Annotated in this window: 18 protein-coding genes; 14 read left to right on the forward strand and 4 right to left on the reverse strand. The window is 65.7% G+C overall.

From position 1 onward, the window contains the following. The first annotated feature begins 38 nt into the window (after positions 1-38). The 3 genes from QTL56_RS01040 to QTL56_RS01050 all read left to right on the forward strand — a co-directional run bounded on the left by QTL56_RS01040 (position 39) and on the right by QTL56_RS01050 (position 3,061). The gene (locus QTL56_RS01040; protein WP_245137637.1) at positions 39-824 is read left to right on the forward strand and encodes a hypothetical protein; all 786 of its coding nucleotides are present in this window, start codon (positions 39-41) and stop codon (positions 822-824) included. A 155-nt stretch (positions 825-979) separates the two neighbouring features. Next, positions 980-1,450, forward strand: a complete 471-nt coding sequence (locus QTL56_RS01045) for a hypothetical protein (protein WP_245137636.1) — start codon at positions 980-982, stop codon at positions 1,448-1,450. 117 nt (positions 1,451-1,567) lie between these two features. Continuing rightward, a complete protein-coding gene (locus QTL56_RS01050; protein ID WP_245137634.1) occupies positions 1,568-3,061 on the forward strand; it encodes a DNA-packaging protein in 1,494 nt (497 codons plus the stop codon). 116 nt (positions 3,062-3,177) lie between these two features. Here the strand turns inward: QTL56_RS01050 and QTL56_RS01055 are convergent, their stop codons facing one another. Further along, positions 3,178-3,327: a hypothetical protein gene (locus QTL56_RS01055; protein WP_245137632.1), complete on the reverse strand. Its 150-nt coding sequence runs from the start codon at positions 3,325-3,327 to the stop codon at positions 3,178-3,180. Between the two features lie 208 nt (positions 3,328-3,535). Here QTL56_RS01055 and QTL56_RS01060 point away from each other — a divergent pair, with 208 nt between their 5' ends. Continuing rightward, the gene (locus QTL56_RS01060; RefSeq protein ID WP_229576580.1) at positions 3,536-4,156 is read left to right on the forward strand and encodes a glycoside hydrolase family 19 protein; all 621 of its coding nucleotides are present in this window, start codon (positions 3,536-3,538) and stop codon (positions 4,154-4,156) included. A 91-nt stretch (positions 4,157-4,247) separates the two neighbouring features. Further along, complete coding sequence (locus tag QTL56_RS01065) at positions 4,248-4,553, forward strand: Dabb family protein (RefSeq protein ID WP_229576578.1); 306 nt, start codon at positions 4,248-4,250, stop codon at positions 4,551-4,553. A gap of 59 nt (positions 4,554-4,612) precedes the next feature. On the opposite strand, the gene QTL56_RS01070 is transcribed toward QTL56_RS01065, so the two are convergent. Beyond that, positions 4,613-5,587, reverse strand: a complete 975-nt coding sequence (locus tag QTL56_RS01070; protein WP_245137630.1) for an alpha/beta hydrolase family protein — start codon at positions 5,585-5,587, stop codon at positions 4,613-4,615. Positions 5,588-5,733: 146 nt separating this feature from the next. On the opposite strand from QTL56_RS01070, the gene QTL56_RS01075 reads away from it, so the two are divergent. Next, complete coding sequence (locus tag QTL56_RS01075) at positions 5,734-6,363, forward strand: TetR/AcrR family transcriptional regulator (protein ID WP_245137629.1); 630 nt, start codon at positions 5,734-5,736, stop codon at positions 6,361-6,363. Positions 6,364-6,517: 154 nt separating this feature from the next. Next, complete coding sequence (locus tag QTL56_RS01080) at positions 6,518-7,681, forward strand: phage portal protein (RefSeq protein WP_245137627.1); 1,164 nt, start codon at positions 6,518-6,520, stop codon at positions 7,679-7,681. A 224-nt stretch (positions 7,682-7,905) separates the two neighbouring features. On the opposite strand, the gene QTL56_RS01085 is transcribed toward QTL56_RS01080, so the two are convergent. Then, complete coding sequence (locus tag QTL56_RS01085) at positions 7,906-8,769, reverse strand: phosphatase PAP2 family protein (RefSeq protein WP_245137626.1); 864 nt, start codon at positions 8,767-8,769, stop codon at positions 7,906-7,908. A gap of 390 nt (positions 8,770-9,159) precedes the next feature. Between QTL56_RS01085 and QTL56_RS01090 the strand changes: the two genes are divergently transcribed. The 7 genes from QTL56_RS01090 (at position 9,160) to QTL56_RS01120 (ending at position 13,237) form a co-directional block, all read left to right on the forward strand. Beyond that, the gene (locus tag QTL56_RS01090) at positions 9,160-9,480 is read left to right on the forward strand and encodes a DUF6107 family protein (RefSeq protein WP_229576570.1); all 321 of its coding nucleotides are present in this window, start codon (positions 9,160-9,162) and stop codon (positions 9,478-9,480) included. Between the two features lie 109 nt (positions 9,481-9,589). Then, the gene (locus tag QTL56_RS01095; protein ID WP_229576569.1) at positions 9,590-10,165 is read left to right on the forward strand and encodes an HK97 family phage prohead protease; all 576 of its coding nucleotides are present in this window, start codon (positions 9,590-9,592) and stop codon (positions 10,163-10,165) included. A gap of 5 nt (positions 10,166-10,170) precedes the next feature. After that, positions 10,171-11,508, forward strand: a complete 1,338-nt coding sequence (locus QTL56_RS01100; RefSeq protein WP_245137624.1) for a phage major capsid protein — start codon at positions 10,171-10,173, stop codon at positions 11,506-11,508. A gap of 238 nt (positions 11,509-11,746) precedes the next feature. Then, positions 11,747-12,316: a head-tail connector protein gene (locus QTL56_RS01105; RefSeq protein WP_245137623.1), complete on the forward strand. Its 570-nt coding sequence runs from the start codon at positions 11,747-11,749 to the stop codon at positions 12,314-12,316. 2 nt (positions 12,317-12,318) lie between these two features. Beyond that, entirely contained in the window at positions 12,319-12,654 is a 336-nt protein-coding gene (locus tag QTL56_RS01110) for a phage head closure protein (protein ID WP_245137621.1), read from the forward strand. Continuing rightward, positions 12,651-12,842 carry a hypothetical protein gene (locus QTL56_RS01115; RefSeq protein WP_245137620.1) on the forward strand — a complete coding sequence of 64 codons (192 nt, stop codon included), beginning with the start codon at positions 12,651-12,653 and terminating at the stop codon, positions 12,840-12,842. The genes QTL56_RS01110 and QTL56_RS01115 overlap by 4 nt, the downstream gene beginning before the upstream one ends. Further along, the gene (locus tag QTL56_RS01120) at positions 12,839-13,237 is read left to right on the forward strand and encodes a DUF3168 domain-containing protein (RefSeq protein WP_245137618.1); all 399 of its coding nucleotides are present in this window, start codon (positions 12,839-12,841) and stop codon (positions 13,235-13,237) included. Before QTL56_RS01115 ends, QTL56_RS01120 begins: the two co-directional genes overlap by 4 nt. Before the next feature lie 44 nt (positions 13,238-13,281). On the opposite strand, the gene QTL56_RS01125 is transcribed toward QTL56_RS01120, so the two are convergent. Continuing rightward, entirely contained in the window at positions 13,282-14,499 is a 1,218-nt protein-coding gene (locus QTL56_RS01125) for an MFS transporter (protein ID WP_245137617.1), read from the reverse strand. Positions 14,500-14,743: the final 244 nt, after the last annotated feature.

A 14,743-nucleotide genomic window follows, 5' to 3' on the forward strand; every position in this document is an offset into this window, starting at 1 on the left:
AGGTACTGCTAACGTTGCCGTCTCACCGGGAGGACAGCATGGGTTCGCTTCAATTCGAGGGTGTGTTTGCCAAGTTGGCACGAGCGAGCGAGCTAACTGCCATTCTGGAAGGCGAGTTCGACAAACACACTTCGATGTCTTCGGTCAAAACAGAATCAGATTTTGAGCTTGACGGTCGGCGATGGGTGCTGAGGGCAAGCAGTGATGGAGAGTTGCCTGCAATATTCGCCGTTATGACTGGTGAAATTGTCCATCATTTAGCGTCGAGCCTCGACCATTTATTCGCGGCTTTAGTAAGTTCCAGTGGCCGGGAGATCAGGCGGGATCACTATTTTCCGGTATACGTAAATCATGCGGACTATCTTGCCCGAGTTGATAAGCGCTCACTTTTAGACGGACTGCCAGAACACGTCGTCTCGAAAATAAAAGAAGTTCAGCCATTCACATCGGATACGCCAAAAGATACGGTCTTGGCGGCTGTCAAGGAGCTAAACAATCAAGACAAGCATCGCCTGTTGGTCGTTCTGCATGCGGCCGCCACAATAGCAGACAACCTTGAACTCGGCCACGACGAGCCCTCTAACCGAACTCCAAAGATAACCGGTTTCTGGACGCCACCCCAGTTGGTACCCCTCACGCCTCGGATGCAGAAAATCTTTGCTGTGGATCTTGCAGATCCAGCGCCGTCGTTTTGGGCTAAGCCAAACATTCGCCGTTACCTCATACTTGCAAACTGCGGCGAAGCTAAAAATGTACCAGCCATCAGAACCTTGCGCGCGCTGATTGCTGGAGTAACCCATACCGTTGAGATGTTCACCAACTAGATCAGGCAGAATAGGAAAATAATCCTTGACACCGTGGCGGTCGTCGGGTAGGTTTGTTGCATGATCGGAAAGCTGTGGCCGCGGGCCCTTGGAGCGGTTCGGCAGAGGTTTTCGAAGGTCCGCTGTGCGGGCCTTTTTTCGTTTCGGAGGGCGCCATGCTGGAATGCGATCCTGATATGGTCGAGGCACTGCCTGATGTCATCGAGGTGAAGGCGGCAGGGGCGGGGGATCTCGAAACGCTGCTGTCCGAATTTACCACCGAGATGCGCGCCCAGTTCGATCTCTTCCGCCGGTTGCGGGCCGGAGCCGAGAGCCTGCTCGACGGGGCCGACGAGGGGCTGGCGAAGCAGGCGCGGGCCGATATCAAGGCGGCGACCGATGCGATGGCGCTGATCGTGCGCACGCTGGAAAAGATCGATACGCTGTTGCGCCAGCTCGAGCGCGACCGGCTGGATGCCGAGGAGCGGCTGCTGGAGGCGCGCGATCCGGAGGTTTTGCGCCGTGAGGTCGAGGCGCTGATTGCAGCACGGGTCGAACAGGCCGTGGCCGGGCGACTGGATGCGGCGGTCGCGGTGCGGCTGGCGCAGGTTGCCGGATTGGCCGAGGGGCGGGGGCCGCCGCTTTAAATTGATCGCATCTCTCTGCGTCATGGCGATGGATTGCCTGGCCAGACTTCGGATTTCGCACGTAAGGGGATCGATTCTGTTGCCACACGGCCAGCGGATGCTTCCAGGAGACTGCCGATGACGCCGAAGTCCCCGGGAAGGCTGGAGCGGGATCGGGAGGCGAAGGGAATGGCGGCGGCAGCCGCTCTGGCCGGCGGTCTGGCCGATCAAGTTGAAGCCCTCGTGAATGACGTCGACAGGGCGAGGTCGGGCCTTGCGCAGCTGGCCGACCACATTGCGCCGCTGACGCAGACGCTGGCGGCGGCCGATGGAGGCCAAGCCTTCCCGACCGGTTTCGCCGGGCCCTCTGGCCTGGCGGCTACCGCTTTATCCAGACTGACGCCATCAGATCTCGCATTCCTCGCGCGGGACTGGCACCTTCTGGCACGGCCCGAGCAATGGCCGCCTGATGGCGTCTGGCGCAACTGGCTGATCCTTGGCGGGCGCGGATCGGGCAAGACGCGGGCTGGGGCCGAATGGGTGCAGGCCAAGGTTTTGGCCGCCGGCAAGCGAACGGATTTGCGGATTGCGCTGGTGGCGGAAACCCTGGGCGATGCGCGCGAGGTGATGATCGACGGCGCCTCGGGACTGGCAAGGATCGCACGGCGGATGCGGCCGCAGCTGGAGATTTCTCGGCGTCGGCTGGTCTGGCCGAACGGGGCGATCGCGCAGATCTTCTCGTCGGAAGACCCGGAAAGCCTGCGCGGGCCGCAGTTTCATCTCGCCTGGTGCGACGAGCTCGCCAAATGGAAACATGCCGACGAGACCTATGACATGCTGCAGTTTGCCCTGCGGCTGGGCGATGACCCACGCCAGGTGGTGACGACGACGCCAAGACCGGTGCCGTTATTGAAGCGGTTGATGGCGGATGAGGCAACGGTGCTGACGCGCATGGCGACTTCGGCCAATGCGGCGCATCTGGCGCCGGGCTTTCTGGCAGCACTCTCGGCCCGTTATGGGGGCACGCGGCTGGGGCGGCAGGAGCTGGACGGCGAGCTGATCGAGGACCGGGCGGACGCCTTGTGGAAGCGGGCGCGGCTCGACGAGATCGTGGTGAAGCTGTCGGAACCGTTGCGAAGGATCGTGGTCGCGGTCGATCCGCCGGCAGGCGGTGCCCAGGCGTGTTGCGGTATCGTCGTGGCGGGCCTGAAGGAGAATGGCCAGGCGGTGGTGCTATCAGATTGTTCGGTGGAGGGGACAGGGCCGGCCGGCTGGGCGCGGGCCGTGGTCTCGGCCTACAGGCGTTTCGAGGCGGACCGGGTTGTGGCCGAGGTGAACCAGGGCGGCGACATGGTGCGCGCCGTGCTGGAGGGGGTCGAGGCGCGGCTGCCGGTGACGACGGTCAGGGCGACGCGCGGCAAGTTCCTGCGCGCCGAACCGGTGGCGGCTTTATATGAGCAGGGTCGCGTGCTGCATGCGGGCCGGTTTCAAGCGCTTGAGGACCAGATGTGCGACTTCGGTCCGGAGGGATTGTCGACCGGGCGGTCGCCGGATCGGCTCGACGCGCTGGTCTGGGCGCTGACGGCACTGATGCTGGAGGGGGGCGGGGAGCCGCGGATCAGGGGCGTATGATGGATATCAGCTGACCCGGTCGGCGGAATGGCGATGCCCCTTGAGCCGGTCCGCTCGACAACAAAAAACCGGCGCCTTTCGGACGCCGGTCTCACGATGCAATGCGGTGGATCGTTTTACTTGGCAGAAGCCGTCGGCTGGCCGGGCTGACCGGACTGGCCGGGCTGACGGACCTGGCGCCATTCGTTTTCGAGGCGCTGCAGGATGTGAGCCGGGATCGTTGCCGGTGCGGCGGTCTTCTGGCTCGTCGAAGTGGTCGTCTCCATCTCTTCCCTCCTCGGGTTTGGGCGTCTGGGCTCCAAACGTTGATGTGGGGCGAAAGTTCCACAGCGTTAAACCTTTGTAAATGTGAACGGACCGAGCTCTAAACGATTGAAATTTCTTCAATCGTTTTAATTCCGAAGATTTTTTTGCGGTGGCCGTGCCCCAGGGCGCAACGCGGGCCGCTCCCTTCCCGACATCAAGGATTTCACCATGCGGATCGACCGGCGAATCGTCTTCGCGGGACTGCGCAATGCCGTGTTCGGCGGGCGCTTGTCTCAGGCGCAGGTGGAGGGCGTGGAGGCGGTGCTGACACGATTTTCCGCGCGTGGCTGGGCCGATCCACGCTGGCTGGCTTACATGCTGGCGACCGCACATCACGAGACGGGTGGCAGCATGCAGGCCGTGCGCGAGACCTTCGCGGCAACCGACGAGGCGGCGGTGGAGAGGCTCGAACGGGCCTTCCGCGCCGGCAGGCTGCCGACGGTCAAGACGCCCTATTGGCGGCGGGATGCGCAGGGGCGAAGCTATTATGGCCGCGGGCTGGTGCAGATCACCCATCGTGAGAATTACCAGACGATGAGCCGGGTGACCGGGCTCGACCTGGTGGCCGAGCCGGATCTGGCGTTGAGGCTCGACGTGGCGGCGACAATCCTGGTGGTCGGCATGACCGAGGGGCTGTTTTCGGGCGCACGCCTGGCGGATTTCTTCTGCGGCATGAAGGCCGACTGGACCGGGGCGCGGAAGATCGTCAACGGGACGGACCGGGCAGGCAAGATCGCGGTGACGGCGAGGACCTTCGATGCCGCGATCCGGGCGGGGCTTGTGGTGTGAATGGCGGTGTGCGTGGTGATGTGGGCGCATTGAGCGGGGGGCCGTGCGGTGCTATCGGCTTTTGCGCTGCAACAGATTTCAAGAGTGTCCCATGATCCGCCACATCGTCTTCTTCACCGTGAAGCCAGAGCATGTCGAGGCTGTCCGGGCGGGGCTGTCGATCCTGACCGAGATCCCGCATGCGGATCGGCTCGAGATCGGCACCAATGTGAAAACCGACGGTTTTCACCAGAGCATCGATCTCGTGGTCTATGGTGAATTCGCGGATGAAGCCGCGCTGGCCGCCTACAAGGCGCATCCGCTGTACGAGGAGAGCATCCGGCGCGTGAGGCCGCTGCGCGAGGAGCGGTTTGCCGCGGATTACGTGATGGAAGAGGCGGTGCGGGAACGGCTGTGATTAGGGTGGGAGGAAACCAGGCTGCAGCATCACAAGGACACCGCAGCCGTTGACGCGGCTCAGCTTGCCCTCAGGTCCACGCGGCCGAGATCGGCCGCCTGGGTGTTTAACGCGTCCAGGGCGACCGGCCAGCTGGTCTCGTCGATCTCAAGCGCGGTCCTGAGCCAGGCAAGTGTCATGTGCTGGGTGACAGCGAGGCGTTCGGGATCTTCGTCATCGGTTTCCTTGGCGTCGTAGCCGGCAATGCCGCCAAGGCCATGTTTGCCGCCGAAGAGCGTGAGCAAAGCATCGGCACCCGGGGCATGGCGATAGGGATCGACATGCCAATCGGCGCCGCGGGGCGTCAGATGCGGATTGTCGTCAGCGTCGCCAACGACGACCAGGGTGCGGGTGGTGAGCGTCGAGAAATCCGGATTGAGCGTGGTGTAGTTCTGGCGGGCGTGATCGCTGAGGCTGTCGCCGCCGAGGCCGGGGGCGGCGAGAAGCACGCCGGCCCTGATGCGCGGCTCCGGCTGGCGGACGCGGGTGACGGCGGGATCGGCGGTGTCGGTGAGGCCGGCGCCGAGTAGCATGCCCACCGTCTGGCCGCCGAGGGAATGACCGACCGCCGCGATGCGGTCATGGTCGAGCCGCCCGGCGAGCATGGGGGCTGCCTGTTCGATGGCCGTGAGCCTGTCGAGGATCAGCGTCATGTCATCAAGGCGCGACTGCCAGAAGAAGGGATAGCCGGGTGCATCCGGACCGAGGCCGGCGACCTTGGAATTGGCATGGGTCGGCTGGATGACGACGAAACCATGGGCGGCGTAGAAATCGACCAGCGGGCCGTAACCGTCCTTGGACGGGATGTAGAGCGAAGGGCCGTGGCCATGCGACAGAAGGATGATCGGGAGATCGTCTCCGGTCATGGGTGCCGTGATGCGCAGCGCGAGCGGACGGCTGCGGCCTGACGCAGACAAGGTGACCGGGTTGATGGTGATGGTGGTTCGGGGCCTGGGCGTGGGGATGACGCGCGCTTTGGTGACGAGATCGTTCATGGGGAGCCTCCGGGGACTGGATCTTGGGTGGCGATGGGTCTAGAGAGTTAATCGGAACGGCGTTCCGTATGCGGAATTCATATACGGAACAGTGTTCCGTTTAGCAAGGGCTGGCCGCGATTTTTCGCGTCAGCAGGAGACGGCGCATGAGCGCAGGCATTGAAAACGACGAAAGCGATGGCCCTGATGCAGGCGCCCCCCGGGTGCGCGCCGATGCGCGGCGCAATGAAGACGCGGTGCTCGAGGCGGCCAAGGCAATCTTTTCGACGAGCGGTGTGGATGCACCGGCGCGCGAGATTGCAGGCCGTGCCGGCGTCGGCGTCGGCACGCTTTATCGGCGTTTTGCCACGCGCGCCGATCTGGTGATCGCGGTGTTCAAACGCGAGGTCGACGATTGCACGGCGCAGGCGGCCGTGCTTGCCGCAAGCCACCCGGCCGGCGAGGCTCTGGCGCTCTGGCTGCGCCGCTACACGAAATTCATTGCCACCAAGCGGGGTCTCGCCCAGGCCCTGCATTCCGGCGATCCGGCCTTTCAGGGCCTGCCCGACTATTTCCGTCAGAACTTCGAGCCGGCGCTGACAGGGCTCCTGGACGCTGCCGTCGAAGCGGGTGCGGTCCGACCGGGCATCGAGCCCTATGAACTGCTGCGCGCCATCGGCAATCTCGCCTCGGTCAAGGGCGCCGAACCGGACGGCGAGACGCCCGTGATGGTCGAGCTGCTGATCGACGGTTTGCGGTTTGGCGCGCCGAAGGCCGGTGCTGCGCAAAAGGCGTAGGCGGTGCTGGCGGCCTTGCCGTCGCCGATGACGGGCGGCGCTGAACGGTGGCGGACAAACCTGCCGGCACATGCCGCGTGATCGATGATCCAATGAAGGCGGTGGAGCCCCCTCTGCCGCCGGCTGACCCCATCCTCGTCTGAAGGACAATCCGATGAGACTTCCCTTCCGTATGCCCTGGGCGCAGGTCCGGGATCGAACCACTGTGCCAGTCGAAAAGGCGCTGCATCCGCGTCCCGGAACGGCGCTGTCGCTGATTGCGGGCGAGGGCGAGGCGCGGTGGACCGGGCGGAGCTACGCGGCGCTGGCCCGCGAGGGCTTCATGAAGAACCCGGTGGCGCATCGCTGCGTGCGTCTGGTGTCGGAAGCGGCAGCCAGTATCGGCTTTCTCGCCTATCAGCGCGACGGCGAGCGGCCGGATCACGCGGCGCTTGCCCTTCTGGCGCGGCCGAACGGGGCAATGACCGGGGCGGATTTTCTCGAAGCGCTCTATGGCCAGCTGCTGCTCTCGGGCAATGCCTATGTCGAGGCGGTGGCCGTGGGGGCTGGCGGGGCGGCGGAATTGCATTTGCTTCGGCCGGACCGGGTGAACGTGGTGACCGGCGCGGACGGCTGGCCCTCGGCCTATGACTACCGCGCGGGAACGCGCGCCCGGAGGATCGCACTCGACGGTCTCCTGCATCTGAAGCTGTTTCACCCGCTCGACGATCACGAGGGCTTTGCGCCGCTGGCCGCAGCCCAGGTGGCGCTCGATCTCCACAATGCGGCAGGCCGCTGGAACAAGGCGCTGCTCGACAATTCGGCAAGGCCTTCGGGTGCGCTGGTCTATCAGCCCAAGGAGGGCGGCAATCTGTCGACCGACCAGTATCAGCGGCTGAAGGTGGAGCTCGACGAGGGTTATTCGGGACCCATGCGGGCGGGCCGGCCCCTGCTGCTCGAAGGCGGGCTCGACTGGAAATCGATGGGGCTCTCGCCCAAGGACATGGATTTCGTCGAGGCGAAGAACGGGGCAGCGCGCGACATCGCGCTCGCCTTTGGCGTGCCGCCGATGCTGCTCGGCATTCCCGGCGACAACACCTATGCCAATTACCAGGAGGCCAACCGCGCCTTCTATCGCCTGACGGTGCTGCCACTGGTCACCCGGACGGGGGCGTCGCTCTCGGTGTTTCTGGGCGACCTGACCGGCGAGGGGCTGAGGCTGGTGCCGGATCTCGACACGGTGGCGGGGCTTTCTGCCGAGCGCGATGCGCTCTGGGCAAGGGTCGGGGCAGCGGGGTTCTTGACGGAGGAGGAGAAGCGCGAGGCGGTGGGCTATTGAGCGCCCCTTCTCCTCTCCCCTCTGTGGGCGCGGTTGCAAGATCGAGGTCTGAGCCCGATCAGGGCCAGACTTCGGCAGCGCTCGTCGCCCTGTTCGACGCCGGTGCCTGGAAAGGGGAGTTCCGGCGGCGGCTGCCGCTGACGCGGACGTTTCGCACCATGCAGTTTGGACAGCGGCCGCCAAGCCTCTCAGCGCGGACTGAGGCGTTGGCGAAGCGCGAGCCTTCAGGCCTTGCCGTTCTCACCGGTCGACGGCGCCGGGGCAAGGAACATCGGTGCCAGCGACAGCCGGCGGCGCACGGCGGTGATCCCTTCGCGCCGCACTGCATGCAGCCTGTGGCCGAACTCGGTCATGGCGGCTTCGAGCTTGATGTCGCAGGCTTGCGAGCCCGAGCGGCCATAGAAGAGATAGGCGAGCCCGATCGAGAGCATGGCCATCAGGCCGGCGGCGATCAGGACGTCGGAGAGGAAATGCGCGCCGAACGCGATGCGGTTGAGCGCGGTCAAGGCGGCAAACAGGCTGAGCAGGACGAAGACGCAGCGGCGCCAGACAACAGGCACGAAGAAGGCGAGCGGGATCAAGCAGACGACCACGGCGGCCTCGCCCGACACGAAGGAGCGGTCGTCGAAGAAATCGCCACCGAGAGCCCAGGCATGGATGAACGGATCCTGGCCGCCGAATTCGAGGGTATTGCGGGGCCGGGGTCGGTCGAAGAAGGGCTTGAAGAGGCCGTTCACCAGGAGCGCCGGGCCGAGCAGGAAGAGGCTGGCGAAATAGAGCGTGAAGCGCGGCGGGAAGAGGGATGGGCGCGACGGATAGATGAGCTTCAGCACCAGGCCGAAGACAAGCACGATGGTGAGCGTCAGCGGGAAATACTGGCCGAAGGCGCGGAAGGTGTTGAGTTCGCCCATCCGGCTGGCCGGAAAATCCTCGCCCTCGACATAGAAGATCCGGCTGATGGCGATGTCGATCTGCGGAAAGGTGACGAAGACCGCCGACAGCGTCAGCGTCACGAGCAGGGCGAAGAGAAGCGGCTTTTCCTGAACCGTACCGCGCGGCGCGCGCGCATCCTGTGTGACGAAAACCATGACCATCCCCCGATGTGTTTTACCCAGGCGATAGATGGCCCGGCTCGGTGAAGGCCGTGTGACGGAACGATTGTCGTTTTGTGGCAAATGCCCGCCTGGGAGGTCATGCACGCCCATGATCGACGGGTGTCTGCAAACGGCTCATGGCGGACAGATGCCGGTGGAATCGACCTCCGGATTGGCGGGGCCGGCCGCACTTGAAGCACTGGTTGAAGAGGCGGAATCACCGTCTGAACGTCGGCCGCCAAGGGATTCAACGGATTCGACAATCGTGGATCGGAGCCAGAGCGACCAGCTGTTCTGATTGGAGAGGAGGCGCCGGCCGCAGCCTTGTGGGCGGGATCGTTCCGGCCGGCGCCGCATCAAAAGCTAACTGCGAAAGATGAACAAATGACTGATCTCGGCCATGACGGCGGCGTGACTTCCGCGCGTCTGATCGGTGCCGTCGCGGGCTCCGCGATTTCGCTGGTCTACCTGCTTCCCAAACATCGACGCGAGGCGGCCGTGCGCTTCCTCACCGGGGTCGCCTGCGGGCTGATCTTCGGCGGTCCGGCGGGGATCTGGGGCGCGGCGCGGCTCGGTCTCGAGGGGCGGTTGTCGCCGTCGGAGACCATGCTCGCCGGTGCCACGCTGGCCTCGTTTACGGCCTGGTGGGGGCTGGGTCTGCTGGTACGGCTGACCGGACGGGCAGGGGACAAGGTGGGCGGTTGATGCGTTTGCCGCGCTCACCCTGAGGAAGCCCCTGCGCACAAAGCCCGCTGCCGCTTCTCCACCTTCCCGCCGGCGCCGACAAACAATCAACATTACGAGGAGACGAGCCATGCAGGTGACGGAAGCGGCAGAGGCGCCGCGGTTTCGCTATGCCGGATTGACGCTCAAGGGCGTTGGCGGGGACGGACGGTTTTCGGGCTATGCGAGCCTGTTCGGCGAGGTGGATCTTGGCCGCGACGCGATCGAGCCCGGGGCATTTTCCGCCTCGCTGGAGACGCGGGGGGCAGGCGGCGTGCGCATGCTCTTCCAGCATGATCCGGCTGAGGTGATCGGCCGCTGGACCGTCATCCGCGAAGACGAACGGGGGCTTTATGTCGAGGGCAAGCTCGCAACCGACGTGGAGCGTGCCCGCGAGGTGCATGCGCTGATGAAGGCGGGCGCGCTCGACGGGCTGTCGATCGGCTTTCGCGCGGTGAAGGCGAGGAGCGACCGCAAGACCGGTGTCCGGCGCATTCTGGAGGCTGATCTCTGGGAAATCTCGGTGGTGACCTTCCCCATGCTGCCGACGGCAAGGGTCTCGAATGTCAAGCATCAGCGGTTCTACCGCGACAGGGAAACCGAGCTCGTCCGGCTGATGCGCCGGGCGGCACGGTCGATGGCGAACAATCACTTCACGAAAGGATGAGCGAGATGGAAGACGCGATGATTGCAGGCGAAGGCATGATGGGAGCGGCGGGCAAAGATGCCGTCGCCGCGGGCGGGGCAGGCGGCAGGCGCGGCAAAGGCGGGCCGGCCAGGCTGGCACCGGAGGTGAAGGCGGCACCCGATACGGTGACATCGGCCTTTGCCGAATTCATGACGGCCTTCGAGGCCTTCAAGGAGGCCAATGACGAGCGGCTTGGCGAGATCGAGGAGAAGCTGACAAGCGACGTCGTCACCCGCGACAAGGTGGAACGGATCAACAAGGCGATCGACGATCAGAGCCGGCTCATCGACGAACTGGTGCTGAAGAAGCGCCGCCCGCCGCTCGCCCGCCCCGGCCGGGACGAGGCCGGGCTTTCCGAACACAAGGCAGCGTTTGAGGCCTATGTGCGCCGCGGCGATGATGCAGCATTGCGCGATCTCGACCAGAAAGCCCTGTCGGCGGGCGTTGCCGGCGATGGCGGCTATCTGGTGCCGCCGCAGGTGGATGAGGAGATTGGCCGCAGGCTGCGCGTCATCTCGCCGATCAGGGCGCTGGCGACGGTGCGCCAGGTTTCGGGCTCGGTCTTGAAGAAGCCCTTTGCGGCGACGGGCTTTGCCTCCGGCTGGGTGGCGGAGACGGCGGCGCGCCCGCAGACTGGCACACCGGAACTGGCCGAACTCGCCTTCCCGACCATGGAGCTCTATGCCATGCCGGCAGCGACACAGGCGCTGCTCGATGATGCGGCCGTCGACATCGAGGCCTGGATCGCAGCCGAAGTCGACATCGCCTTTGCCGAACAGGAAGGCCAGGCCTTCGTCTCGGGCGACGGGGTGCTGAAGCCGAAGGGTTTCCTCGCCTATGACAAGGTCGACGATGGTGCCTGGGAATGGGGCAAGATCGGCACCATCCCGACCGGTGCGGCCGGGGCTTTCGCCGCAAGCGGCGCCTCCGACGTGCTGATCAACACGGTCTATGCGCTGAGGGCAGGACACCGCCAGAACGGCACCTTCGTGATGAGCCGGCGCAGCCAGGGCGCGGTGCGCAAGCTGAAGGACGCAGACGGCAACTATCTCTGGGCGCCGCCGGCACGGGCCGGGGATCCCGCCTCGCTGATGGGCTTTCCGGTCGCCGAATCCGAGGACATGCCGGAGATCGCGGCCAATGCGACGGCCATCGCCTTTGGTGACTTCCGCGCCGGCTATCTGGTGGTCGACCGGGTGGGCGTGCGGGTGCTGCGCGATCCCTATTCGGCCAAGCCTTACGTGCTGTTCTACACGACCAAACGCGTCGGCGGCGGCATTCAGGACTTCGAGGCGATCAAGCTGGTGAAGTTTTCGGCGTAAGGGTTTTACCCTCCCCTTGAGGGGGAGGTGGGGGCTGCGGCGACGACCAACTTGCACAGTTGAAGCTTGCCCCTCATCCGCCTGCCGGCACCTTCTCCCCGCTGGCGGGGAGAAGAGCGTGTTCGGCTGGCGGCGGTGCCTCCTTCTCCCCGTTAACGGGGAGACGGTGCCCGAAGGGCGGATGAGGGGCCTGTGTTCTCTGCAGGCATCCACCTTTCCCAGTTTCAAAGGACATCTCATGACCATCATCGAACTTACTCCACCCGCGCTGGAGCCGCTGACGCTTGCCGAGATCAGGGCGCATCTCAGGCTCGAAGGCGAGGAGGAGGACGCGTTGCTCCTGGCGCTTGCCACCGTGGCGCGCGAGCATCTGGAGCGGGAAACCGGGCTGGTGCTGGCGGCGCGCGAGTTCCGGCTTTGCCTCGACGACTGGCCGGAAGACGGGATCGTGACGATCCCGCGCGGGCCTGTGCAGGCGGTGACGTCGGTGACGGTCTATGACGGCGACGGTGTGCCGCAGGCTGTCGATCTCGACGGGCATCTGCTTGACGGGCAGGCGCGACCGGCAAGGCTTTGGCTGAGGCACCTTCCGCAGCCGGACCGGGCCATGAACGGGATCGAGGTGGAGTTTTCGGCCGGCTTCGGCGAGAGCGGCGCGGACGTGCCGGAGACGCTGAAGCGGGCCATGCTCTTGCATGTGGCGGCGATGTTTGCAGCCCGGGGCGTCGTGGCGCCGGACGCCCAGCCGGCGGTGGTGCCGCCGGGTTATGACCGGTTGATTGCGCCCTTCTGCCGGCGGGGGCTCTGATCATGGCGATGATGGATATCGATGCCGGGCGACTGACGGCGCGGCTGGTGCTGGAACGGCCTGAAGTGGTCGAGGACGGTCAGGGAGGGGCGGTGACGGCTTTCGCCGAACTCGCCCGTGTCTGGGCGCTGATCGAGCCGCGCGGCTTTGCCGAGGAGGAGAAGGGGCCAGGGCTTGCCGCGACCGTGACGCATCATGTGACCGTGAGGGCGCGCGGGGATCTCAACCCGGGGCAACGGTTCCGCAAGGGCGCGCGGGTCTTCGAGATCCTGGCGGTGCGTGATCCGGACGAGACCGGGCGATACCAGCGGGCGCTTTGCCGCGAGGTGACGGGATGAGCGGAGCGCGCAAGGAAACGGCACTGGAGGCGACGGGTGCGCGGCTTGCCGAAATGCTGCGCCGGGCGCTGGCGGATCGGCTGGCGCGGCGGATGGATGGGCTGTCATTGGGCGTGGCCGAACGGGTGAATGGGGCTCGGCAGGTTGATGAGCCAGGGTCGACCGGGGAAGAGGGAGCGCGCAGATGACGAATGCGGTCAATGCCTTGCTGGCAGCACTTCAACAGGCGGTGAAGGGCGATGCGGCGCTGATGACGGCGCTCGGACCCCAGGGCTTGTCCGACCGCACGGTCCGGCCGCAGCGCTTTCCGGCGCTAGCGGTCGCCACGGTCGAGGCGCGGGATTTTTCGACCGGCGAGGCGGAGGGGGAGGAGATCCTGCTGACGCTCGAGGCCTGGAGCGCCGTCTCGCGCCGCGAGGCCGAAGGCCTGGTGATGGCGGTCCGGCGGGTGACGGACGGATTGCCGGAGGGACTAGAGGACTTCCGGCTGGTGAACCTCCGGCATCGGCGCACGGTGAGCCGGCGCGAGGTGAAGGCGGGCCTCTTCGTCGCGGAGGCGAGTTTTCGGGCGGTGCTGGAGTGAGGTGGCAGGGCCGCCCAGGGTCCTTGGAGGCCAGGCCCCGCACCTCATGATGAGGGGCTGATCGCCGCCGGGCCCTTGCGTGCTCGTCTTGCAATCACCGCCAATGCCAGGATTGCGGCAAAACCCGTTGCGGCAAAGAGGGTGGCCAGCAGAAGGCCGGTATCGATGCCGGCGCGGTCGATGACGGCTGTCATCAGAACGGGGGCGGTGGCATTGGCCAGATTTTGCGGCAGGGACAGACGCGCCGACTGACGGGCAAAACGGCTTGCGGAGAAGAAGGCGAGCGGCAGGGTGGCGCGGGCGAGGGTCGCGACGCCCGAGCCGAAGCCGTAAAGCGCGGTGAACAGGAGAAGGCTGGACGGTGTGCCCGGGGAGAAGATCAGGAGCACGGTCGAAGCCGTGAGCATGGCGGTGCCGGCAAGGCCGGTGGTGATCGGCGAGGAGTGTTTGCCGAGCACGAGATCGAAGGCGCGGGCGGCAATGCCGAAGACGGCGCGCAGCGAGCCGAGTTGCAGCGCCAGCGCCGGGGTTGCGCCCGACAGCTCCAGAATGTGCAGGAGCTGCGGCGACAGGCCGAAGGTCATCAGGCTGGCAAGCGACGTCGAGAGTGCGATCAGGAGAAAGGTGACGGTGGCCATGCGGCGGCTCAGGTTCAGCGGTTCCATCGCGTCGGTGGCGCGGTCCTGTTCCGAGCGGGCAATCGCGATCCGGCCGATGCCGAGATGCACGGGCAGCGCGATGACGAGTTGCGCGCCGGCTGCAGCGAGAAGCGCGCCGCGCCAGCCGAAGGCCTCGCCGGCGAGTGTCAGGAGTGGCCAGCAGACGGCCGAAGAGAGGCCGGTAAAGATCATGAGGATGCCGATGGCGCGGCGCGCCTCGCGCCCTTCGCGTTCGACGACGGCGGCAAAGGCCGGCACGGTCAGCGCAAAGGAGCCGCCGGCGCCGAGGATCAGCCAGGCGATTGCATAGGTGAGAAGGCCGGTGGAGAGGGCAAGAAAGACGAGGCCTGATGCCATGAGGATGGAGCCCATGGCGAGCACGCGGGATGCTCCGTGGCGGGCGATCATCCGGCCGGTCCAGGGACCGAGAAAGGCCATGGTCAGCATCATCACGGTGAGGCCGGCAAAGGCCATTTCGTTGGCGAGCCCGAGATCGGCGGCCATGGCGCGGCCAAAGACGGCCGGCATTTCATATGTCGTGCCCCAGCCGAGGATCTGCGAAACCGCGAGCGCTGCGACGAGGGTGGTGCGGGGGACGTTCATGACGAGACTCAAGGAGAGGTGGCATGTCGGCGGGCTGTTTCTTCTAGGCCGGTTGTGGGGCGGGCGATAGGGCGAAATCGTCGGGCGGGCTGTGTTGGGGCAGGCCGCGTATTGTCGCCCTTCATGCCGAGGCGCCTGATCAAGGCGAGGACCTCCAAGCATCCGTCTGATCGGAGACCAGGGCCCTTCGAGGCCCGCCGAAGCCTTCGATTTTCCGCGCTCCCGCAAGCGGGGACATGGGCCG

Origin of the sequence: Peteryoungia algae (genome assembly GCF_030369675.1) — a bacterium.
Taxonomy (GTDB): Bacteria; Pseudomonadota; Alphaproteobacteria; order Rhizobiales; family Rhizobiaceae; genus Allorhizobium; species Allorhizobium algae.

What these genes read in the sequence shown, in the direction of transcription:
- QTL56_RS01040 (WP_245137637.1), top strand. Translation starts at nt 39, where the DNA reads ATGGGTTCGCTTCAATTCGAGGGTGTGTTTGCCAAGTTGGCACGAGCG.
- QTL56_RS01045 (WP_245137636.1), top strand. Translation starts at nt 980, where the DNA reads ATGCTGGAATGCGATCCTGATATGGTCGAGGCACTGCCTGATGTCATC.
- QTL56_RS01050 (WP_245137634.1), top strand. Translation starts at nt 1,568, where the DNA reads ATGACGCCGAAGTCCCCGGGAAGGCTGGAGCGGGATCGGGAGGCGAAG.
- QTL56_RS01055 (WP_245137632.1), bottom strand. Translation starts at nt 3,327, where the DNA reads ATGGAGACGACCACTTCGACGAGCCAGAAGACCGCCGCACCGGCAACG.
- QTL56_RS01060 (WP_229576580.1), top strand. Translation starts at nt 3,536, where the DNA reads ATGCGGATCGACCGGCGAATCGTCTTCGCGGGACTGCGCAATGCCGTG.
- QTL56_RS01065 (WP_229576578.1), top strand. Translation starts at nt 4,248, where the DNA reads ATGATCCGCCACATCGTCTTCTTCACCGTGAAGCCAGAGCATGTCGAG.
- QTL56_RS01070 (WP_245137630.1), bottom strand. Translation starts at nt 5,587, where the DNA reads ATGAACGATCTCGTCACCAAAGCGCGCGTCATCCCCACGCCCAGGCCC.
- QTL56_RS01075 (WP_245137629.1), top strand. Translation starts at nt 5,734, where the DNA reads ATGAGCGCAGGCATTGAAAACGACGAAAGCGATGGCCCTGATGCAGGC.
- QTL56_RS01080 (WP_245137627.1), top strand. Translation starts at nt 6,518, where the DNA reads ATGAGACTTCCCTTCCGTATGCCCTGGGCGCAGGTCCGGGATCGAACC.
- QTL56_RS01085 (WP_245137626.1), bottom strand. Translation starts at nt 8,769, where the DNA reads ATGGTTTTCGTCACACAGGATGCGCGCGCGCCGCGCGGTACGGTTCAG.
- QTL56_RS01090 (WP_229576570.1), top strand. Translation starts at nt 9,160, where the DNA reads ATGACTGATCTCGGCCATGACGGCGGCGTGACTTCCGCGCGTCTGATC.
- QTL56_RS01095 (WP_229576569.1), top strand. Translation starts at nt 9,590, where the DNA reads ATGCAGGTGACGGAAGCGGCAGAGGCGCCGCGGTTTCGCTATGCCGGA.
- QTL56_RS01100 (WP_245137624.1), top strand. Translation starts at nt 10,171, where the DNA reads ATGGAAGACGCGATGATTGCAGGCGAAGGCATGATGGGAGCGGCGGGC.
- QTL56_RS01105 (WP_245137623.1), top strand. Translation starts at nt 11,747, where the DNA reads ATGACCATCATCGAACTTACTCCACCCGCGCTGGAGCCGCTGACGCTT.
- QTL56_RS01110 (WP_245137621.1), top strand. Translation starts at nt 12,319, where the DNA reads ATGGCGATGATGGATATCGATGCCGGGCGACTGACGGCGCGGCTGGTG.
- QTL56_RS01115 (WP_245137620.1), top strand. Translation starts at nt 12,651, where the DNA reads ATGAGCGGAGCGCGCAAGGAAACGGCACTGGAGGCGACGGGTGCGCGG.
- QTL56_RS01120 (WP_245137618.1), top strand. Translation starts at nt 12,839, where the DNA reads ATGACGAATGCGGTCAATGCCTTGCTGGCAGCACTTCAACAGGCGGTG.
- QTL56_RS01125 (WP_245137617.1), bottom strand. Translation starts at nt 14,499, where the DNA reads ATGAACGTCCCCCGCACCACCCTCGTCGCAGCGCTCGCGGTTTCGCAG.